This is a genomic window from Catenulispora pinisilvae, assembly GCF_015356865.1.
GTDB classification, from domain to species: domain Bacteria; phylum Actinomycetota; class Actinomycetes; order Streptomycetales; family Catenulisporaceae; genus Catenulispora; species Catenulispora pinisilvae.
This window is the reverse complement of sequence record NZ_JAAFZA010000371.1, coordinates 1-7,298: the sequence shown is the minus strand read 5'-3', so window position 1 is coordinate 7,298 and position 7,298 is coordinate 1. Positions and strand designations below refer to the sequence as shown.

Annotated in this window: 6 protein-coding genes; 4 read left to right on the top strand and 2 right to left on the bottom strand. The window is 72.7% G+C overall.

Translation table 11 applies throughout. The annotated features are described in order from the left end of the window. The 4 genes from IZR01_RS46875 to IZR01_RS46865 all read left to right on the top strand — a co-directional run. Nucleotides 1-2,015, top strand: a 2,015-nt coding sequence (locus IZR01_RS46875) for a branched-chain amino acid ABC transporter permease (protein ID WP_228561356.1), incomplete at its 5' end; no start/stop codon positions are given. Further along, on the top strand, nt 2,012-2,797 hold the full coding sequence (locus tag IZR01_RS51810) for an ABC transporter ATP-binding protein (RefSeq protein WP_228561355.1): 786 nt from the start codon (nt 2,012-2,014) through the stop codon (nt 2,795-2,797). The genes IZR01_RS46875 and IZR01_RS51810, both read left to right, overlap by 4 nt. Next, complete coding sequence (locus IZR01_RS46870) at nt 2,794-3,453, top strand: ATP-binding cassette domain-containing protein (RefSeq protein WP_194927617.1); 660 nt, start codon at nt 2,794-2,796, stop codon at nt 3,451-3,453. The genes IZR01_RS51810 and IZR01_RS46870 overlap by 4 nt, the downstream gene beginning before the upstream one ends. Before the next feature lie 118 nt (nt 3,454-3,571). Continuing rightward, on the top strand, nt 3,572-4,657 hold the full coding sequence (locus IZR01_RS46865; RefSeq protein WP_194899629.1) for a porin PorA family protein: 1,086 nt from the start codon (nt 3,572-3,574) through the stop codon (nt 4,655-4,657). A 64-nt stretch (nt 4,658-4,721) separates the two neighbouring features. Here the strand turns inward: IZR01_RS46865 and IZR01_RS46860 are convergent, their stop codons facing one another. Beyond that, nucleotides 4,722-5,684 carry a DUF4436 family protein gene (locus IZR01_RS46860; protein ID WP_323747304.1) on the bottom strand — a complete coding sequence of 321 codons (963 nt, stop codon included), beginning with the start codon at nt 5,682-5,684 and terminating at the stop codon, nt 4,722-4,724. 113 nt (nt 5,685-5,797) lie between these two features. Further along, nucleotides 5,798-7,048, bottom strand: coding sequence for an agmatine deiminase family protein (locus IZR01_RS46855; RefSeq protein ID WP_194927616.1), 1,251 nt, complete (start codon nt 7,046-7,048; stop codon nt 5,798-5,800). Nucleotides 7,049-7,298: the final 250 nt, after the last annotated feature.

Below are 7,298 nucleotides of genomic sequence, written 5' to 3'. Positions count from 1 at the left end.
CCCTAATGCCCCTCCTCACCGACGCCGGCTCCCTCAGCCTCACCATCGACCTGGCCATCGCCGGCCTGGCGGTCGGCAGCGCGGCGGCCCTGAGCGGCATCGGCCTCGTCACGACCTACCGCGCCACCGGCGTCCTCAACCTCGCGCAGGGGGCGCAGGCCATGATCATCGCGTACCTGCTGCGCGAGCTGGTCGTGGTGTGGCACTGGCCCGTCGTTCCGGCCGCCGCGTTCTGCCTGCTCCTCGTGGCGCCGGCGCTGGGGGTCGGGCTCGAACTCGGGGTGTTCCGTCCGCTCCAGCGGCGCGGGGCCGGGCCGGCCGAGACGATGGTGGCGACCATCGGCGTGTTCATCCTGCTGACCGGCGCCGTCGTCCTCATGTGGGGCACCGGCCCCTACGCCGACGCCCCGTCGCTGGTCCCCAGCACGCCCTTCACGCTGCCCGGCGGCCACCCGGTGCGGCTGGACACGGCCGTGCAACTCGGCGTCGTCCTCGCCCTGAGCCTCCTGGTCGCGCTTGTCACCCGCTACACGGCCTTCGGCCTCCAGCTGCGCGCAGTCGTGGACGACCGCCGCCTCGCCGAGCTCTCCGGCGTGAACGCGGGCCGGGTCTCGGCGATCGGCTGGGCGTTCGGCTCCTTCGTCGCGGGCCTGGTCGGCGTCCTGCTCGCGCCCAACCTGCTCCTCGACCCCTACGGCCTGTCGCTGCTCGTCATGGAGACCATGGCGGTCGCCGTCGCGGGCCGGCTGCGCAGCGTCGGCGTGGCGGTGGCGGTCGGCCTCGGCTTGGGCATCGCAGGCAGCGAACTCACCCGCCTACGCCCCGGCGGCCAGATCCTCCCGCTGGTCCAAGCGTTCCAGTCCAACCTCTTCGTGATCGCGCTCCTGGTCGTGGTCCTGCTCCAAAGCCGTCTCGGCTCCGGTGCCCAGGCCCCGCCGGCGCGCGCCGCCGGCAGACGCCAAGGCCAAGCCCAAGGCCGAGACCAGGGCGGCAACGCCCCCGAACGCGCGGCCACAGCCGTAGCCGCCATGGCCTGCACGGTCCTGCTCCTCATGCCCCTCGGCTTCCGCGGCTCCGACCTCCGCAACGCGCTCCAAGTCCCCGCCCTGGCCCTCGTCCTGCTCTCGGTCGTCGTGGTCACCGGCTACGGCGGCCAGATCTCCCTCGGCCAAGCCGGCTACGCGGGGATGGGAGCCCTCGGCACCGCCCTGCTCATGTCCGGCAAAGTCCCCGGCGTCGCGGCCATGCCCGCGGTCCCGGCCCTGCTGTGCGCGGTCCTGGTCACCGTCCCGCTGGGCCTGCTCACCGGGTGGCCCGCGATCCGCCGCCGCGGTCTGGCCCTGGCCCTGGTGACGTTCGCCGTCGGCACCGCCATGAGCCGTTTCGTCTTCGACCAGCCCTACGCCACGACCGGCCTGCTCCTGGACCGCCCCGGCTTCCTCACCGACGACCGCGCCTTCTACGCCGCCGAACTAGCCCTGCTCGCCCTCGGCGTCGTCATCGTCCACAACCTGCACCGGGGCCGCCTGGGCCGGGCCCTGACCGCGCTGCGCGACCACGAAGCCGGCGCCTCGGCCGCCGGTCTGAACGTGCCCTGGCTGAAGGTCTTCGCCTTCATGACCGGCGCCGGTCTGGCCGCACTCGGCGGCGGCCTGATGGGCCTGGGCGGCCGGGCGTTCAACTCCGCGACGTTCGACCCCTTACAAGGCCTCATCTGGTTCGCCACGGTCGTCGTCGCCGGAGCCGACAGCGCGCTCGGCGCGGTCCTGGCCGCGGCGCTGCTCGTCGGCCTGGATTCCGGCACCGCCCAAGGGGTGTCGACGGTCGTCGTCGGCGCCCTGGCCCTGATGATCGGCCGCATGCCCGGCGGGCTCGCGGGCCGGCTGTCGCAACTCGGCACAACATCCCTCGGTACAACACGCGCAGCCGCACCGGCGTCCTCCGCCGAACTCACCCCGCTCGGCCAACGCGCACGCGAACGCGTCGCGGCAGCGGCAGGTGTACGCCACAAATGACCGCCCCCGCAGCACCCTCGCCCGCACCCCACCTCACCGCCCGAGGCGTAGTCCGCCACTTCGGCGGCGTCATAGCCGTGGACGGCGTCGACCTCTCCGTCCCACCCGCCCGCATCACCGCCCTGGTCGGCCCCAACGGCGCCGGCAAAAGCACGCTGTTCGACTGCCTGTCCGGCACCCTGCGTCCCGACGCCGGCCGCGTCCTGCTCGGCGGCCGCGACATCGCACACCTGCCGGACTACCGCCGAGCCCGGCTGGGCCTGGCCCGCACGTTCCAACAGCTCGCGATCTTCCCCGGCCTCACCGTCGCCGAGAACGTCCGCATCGGCGCCGAAGGACGCCCCGGCGGCACTCTGCGCGGCCTGGTCGGCCTGCCCGACCCGGCCCGCGGACAGACGGCGCTGGCCACCGACCGCGCCCTGCGCCTGGCCGGTCTGGCGGCACTGCGCGACCACCCCGTCGCCGACCTCCCGACCGGCACGCTGCGCATGGTCGAACTCGCCCGCGCGCTGGCCGGCGCTCCCCGCGTCCTGCTCCTCGACGAGCCCGCCGCCGGCCTCGACGCGACCGAAGCCGCGCGCCTGGCCGCCGTTCTGCGCGCCCTCAGTGCCGAGGGCATGGCCCTGCTCCTGGTCGAACACGACGTCGATCTGGTGGCCGAACTCGCCGACGTGGTCTACGTGATGGCCGCCGGACGCGTTGTGGCCCGGGGCCCGGCCGCCGCCGTCCTCGCCGACCCGGAAGTGGGCGCGCTGTGGAGCCGGGGCCAGGCCCAGCCATGACCATCGAAGCCGAACTCCGCGACGCCCGCGTCCGCTACGGTCCCCTGGAAGCCCTCCACGGCGTCAACCTCGCCTTCCCCGCCGCCCGGGTCAGCGTCCTGATCGGCCGCAACGGCGCCGGCCGGACCACCACGCTGCGCGCCCTGGCCGGTGCCGTCCCGCTGTCCGCCGGAACCTGCCGGTGGCAGGGCCGTGACGTCACCGACCAGCCCGCCTACCGCCGCGCCCGCCTCGGCCTGGCGTTCGTCCCCGCCGAGCACGCGATCTTCGGCTCGCTCACCGTCGCCGAGAACCTCGGTCCCGAGGCGCGAACCGCCCCGGAGGTCGCCGACACGTTCCCCGAACTCCTACCCCTGCTCGACCGCCGCGCCGAAACCCTGTCCGGCGGGCAGCAGCAGCTGGTCGCCTTGTGCCGGGCCCTGCTTCGCCGCCCCCGGCTGCTGCTCCTCGACGAGCCGGACCGCGGCCTGGCCCCGGCCGTCGTCGCCCGCCTGCACCGCCGGCTGCTGGAACTGGCCGCCGCCGACGGCCGCACCGTGATCCTGGCCGCGCAGACGCTCCCGCCCACCCTCGCCGCCGCCGGCGTGGTCCACGTCCTGCACCGCGGCCGGGTCGCCTTCAGCGGGGAGCCGGGGGAACTGCGTCTGTCCGAGTGAACCTGTGTCACCCGATAGAGCCTTTCAACTGGCCATTAACCGTCCATCCTCGGACACTGACCCTGACCTACTGCAAGGTACTGACGTACTGACGCTGATCCGAGCAACGGAGCCGGGTATGACCAAGACACGCATCGCGTGCGCCGTAGTCGGCGTGCTCTCCCTAGTGGCCGCCGCGCTGCTCGCCTGGTGGATCACGCCGAGCTACGTGGCCCGGACTCCGTCCGGCAAGAACATCGAGCGCACCTACGACGGCACCTTCCAGTCCCTGCTCGACCCGCAGGCGCTGGCCGCGGGCAACCTGCTCGGCGCGGTCAAGCAGAACGTGCCGATGACCGTGGCGCAGGACGTGAAGGTGGAGAAGACCTCCGGCAACAAGGCCCTGATCAGCGACTCCCGCACCACCTCGGCGGCCGGGGCCAAGGTCGAGCAGACCAAGTGGCAGTACGCGGTGGACCGCAAGTCGCTGGAGGCCGTGAGCAGCCACCCCAGCAGCTGGACCGACCTGATCCCGGCGCAGGGCCTGACGGTGAGCTGGCCGTTCGGCGCGCAGAAGAAGAACTACGAGGGCTGGACGCCGGAGACGCAGAAGGTGGCGCCGCTGACGTATCTGCGCTCGGAGAAGAAGCAGGGCATCACGACGTACGTCTACCAGGCCAAGGTGGCGCCGACGAAGATCGCCGACCCGCAGATCCTGGCCACGCTCCCCAAGGAGCTGCCGGTCGACCTGCTCAAGCTGCTCGGCACCGCCGGCGCCCTGCCCGCCGCCCAGGCCGCGCAGCTGGCGCAGATCCTGCCCGAGCTGCCGAACCCGGTGCCGCTGGCCTACAGCTTCCAGGACGACTCCACGTTCTGGGTCGACCCGCACACCGGCCTGGTGATCGACGTGCAGCGGGCCCAGCAGCGGGTCGCCGAGATCGCGCTGCCCAACGGCACCACGGTCCCGCTGATCCCGGCGGTCGCGGTCACGTATCAGGACTCCGCGGCCAGCTCCAAGGCGGCGGCCGACGACGCCCGGCACGGCCGCACCGTGATCAGCTGGCTCGGCGTGTACCTGCCGATCATCCTACTGGCGCTCGGGGTGGTGCTGCTGGCGCTGGCCGGGCTGCTGCGCGGGCGGCGGCGGTCGGCGACGCCGACTTCCGCTCCGGTGGCCGGGCCGGGGCCCGGGGCCGGGCCGGCGGTGCCGCCGACCCAGGAGTGAGCTTCATCAGGGCTTGGTGACTTTTATCAGGAGTCGATGAAAGTGGGTGGTGGCCGGTCGGCCATCACCCACTTTCCTTTGCCGGCGCCACAGGTCCCGGCGCCACGGGCTCCGCCGCCGCGGGCTCCGCCGCCGCGGGCTCCGCCGCCGCGGGCTCCGGAGCCCCCTCAACCCGGTTCCCCGACACCACCGTCACGATGACGCACACCGCGATGATCGCCTCGGCCCACAGAAACGCCGCGTAGTCCAGCACCGACCCGATCGGCGGACTCCCCGGCGCGGTGTTCCGGAACGCCGCCAACGCGAACAGGGACGCCGCCATCCAGCCCAGCGCCGGCCACGTCAGCCCCTTGCGGTGGCGTACCAGGAAGCGTGCCCCGATGGCCACCGCGATCGCCAGCGCCCACATCGCCGCCATCATGAACAGGGCGAAGGCCACGACGCTGTCGGAGCGTGCGACGTCCACCGAGTAGACGGCCGTGCCGCCCACCGACTCGGCGTCCACGCTGGTGGCGAACAGCACGTCGACGTTGCTCAGCGTCGCCGAGACCGGGACCTGCCGGCCGTCGAACGAGGCGGTGAACTCGATGTCGGTGTCGTAGCCGTCGAAGGGGTAGTCGGTGACCGCCCCGCCGGACAGCGCCACGGCCACGTCGGTGGTGGAGATGCGGGCGTGCGCCGGGTACTTCAGGTCGCCGCGGACCGGCGCGGAGGTCTGGACGACCAGATCGCCGGACGCGGCCAGGCCCTGCGGGTCCGCGTAGGCGCCGCGCGGCGTGACCAGCACGCGCAGGGTCAGCTCCCGGCCGGTGGCGTCCACGCGCTGGATCGAGGCGGCCACGTCGATGCGGTCGGGCGCGGTGGCGGGCAGGGCGTACTTCTTGTCCAGGGCCAGGCGCTCGCCGACCTGGAGCCAGATCCCGACGGTCACCGCGGCGACCACGGCCGCGATGACCGCGATGGTCGCGAGCAGCCGGCGGCGGCCCCACATCGCCGCTCGGCCGAGGCTTCGGCGGCCGATGCTCACGCCGGTGTCTCCGTCACGCCCGGTCCTCCGTCACGCCGCCCGTTTCTCTGTCACGCTGCCCAGTTCTCTGTAACGCTGCCCGGTCCTCCGTCACGCTGCCCGCGCCCGCCCCATCACCGTGCCCCCGGCATGTCGTGCGTCGCGCAGTGGATCCCGCCGCCCCCGGCCGCGATCGCGTCGATCGCCACCGGCACCACCCTCCGCCCCGGGAAGTGCTCGGCGAGGATGCTCTTGGCCTGGTCGTCGGCGTCGGCGTCGCCGAACTTCGGCATGATCACCGCACCGTTCGCGACGAAGTAGTTGGCGTAGGAGGACACGAAGGCGTCGCCCTTGCCGGTGATCTGGTCCGGGTCCGGCTGCGGCAGATCCACGACCTGGAGCTTCTTCCCGGCCGCGTCGGTGGCCGTGGCCAGCACCGACCGGGCCTGGTCCGAGGCCCGCGACCAGACGTCCGGCGGCAGCCCCGGGAACGCCTTGTCCAGCAGCACGGCGCCGGAGGCCGCGAAGCGGGCCAGGCAGTCCACGTGCGCGTCGGTGATGTCCTGGCCCTTCACCCCGGTGAACCAGATCACCTTCGTGACCCCGAGTGCCGTCTTGAGTAGATCCTCGATCTGCTGACGGCTCTTGCCCGGGTTCCGGTTGTCGTTCACCAGGGAGCTCTCGGTGGCCATCAGCGTGCCCTTGCCGTCGGTCTCCAGCGCACCGCCCTCGGCGACCATCCCCGAGTCGATGCCCGGGATCTGGTACTTCTGGATGATCGCCGCGGCCACGCCGGCGTCCAGAACGTGCTGCTGCTTGTTGCCCCAGCCGTTGAAGTGGAAGTTCACGCCGGCGGTCTTGCCGGAGTCCTGGACGAACACCGGCGCCGTGTCGCGGATCCACAGGTCGTCCACCGGGATCGGGATCACCTCGACGCCGGAGCCGACCGCGTTCTGCGCGGTGTCCTGCTGGTCGGGCCGGGCGAGCAGCACGACGTGTTCGTAGCCGGAGATGACGCGCGCCAGGTTGGCGATGTCGGCCTGGACCGAGGGGAGGTCGCCGCCCCAGATGGCGTCGGAGGCGGGCCAGGCCATGAAGGTGCGGATGTGGTGGTCCCATTCGGCGCCGAAGACCCGGGTCGGCGCCGCGGCGCTGGAAGCCGCGGTGTTCGAAGCCGCGGTACTCGAAGACGCAGTGCCGGCGGCGGAACTGGCGCCGGGTCCGGCCGCTGACGTCCCGGTCGCCGAGGTCCCGCCCGCGGGGGAGGAGCCCGCCTCGCCGCCGTCCGAACCCCCGCTCCCGCACGCCGTCGCCCCCAGCGCGACGGCCCCGATCCCGAGTGCCGACGTCAAAGCGGCGCGGCGGGAGATGGTGCGTTGGTACATCAGGCGGCTCCGATGTTCTTGTCCCCGATATGGATCGTCACATGACCGGCGGAGTCGGGCGATCGGATAGGGCCGAATCGGTGCCGAATCGGTGTCCCTTCGCGCGGCGTCCCCGCAGGCCAGCACGCCAAGCCTGGCATCGACTGAAATTTCAGTCAAGTTTCCTCTTGACTAAAACTTCAGTCAGGAACACGATACCGGCGACCGCACCACCCCTCCCGCACCAAGGAGTGAGCGCCATGACCCGCCC

Bases quoted from the DNA above. Each gene is read 5' to 3' on its own strand.
- IZR01_RS51810 (WP_228561355.1), top strand. From the start codon at position 2,012: ATGACCGCCCCCGCAGCACCCTCGCCCGCACCCCACCTCACCGCCCGA.
- IZR01_RS46865 (WP_194899629.1), top strand. From the start codon at position 3,572: ATGACCAAGACACGCATCGCGTGCGCCGTAGTCGGCGTGCTCTCCCTA.
- IZR01_RS46870 (WP_194927617.1), top strand. From the start codon at position 2,794: ATGACCATCGAAGCCGAACTCCGCGACGCCCGCGTCCGCTACGGTCCC.
- IZR01_RS46855 (WP_194927616.1), bottom strand. From the start codon at position 7,048: ATGTACCAACGCACCATCTCCCGCCGCGCCGCTTTGACGTCGGCACTC.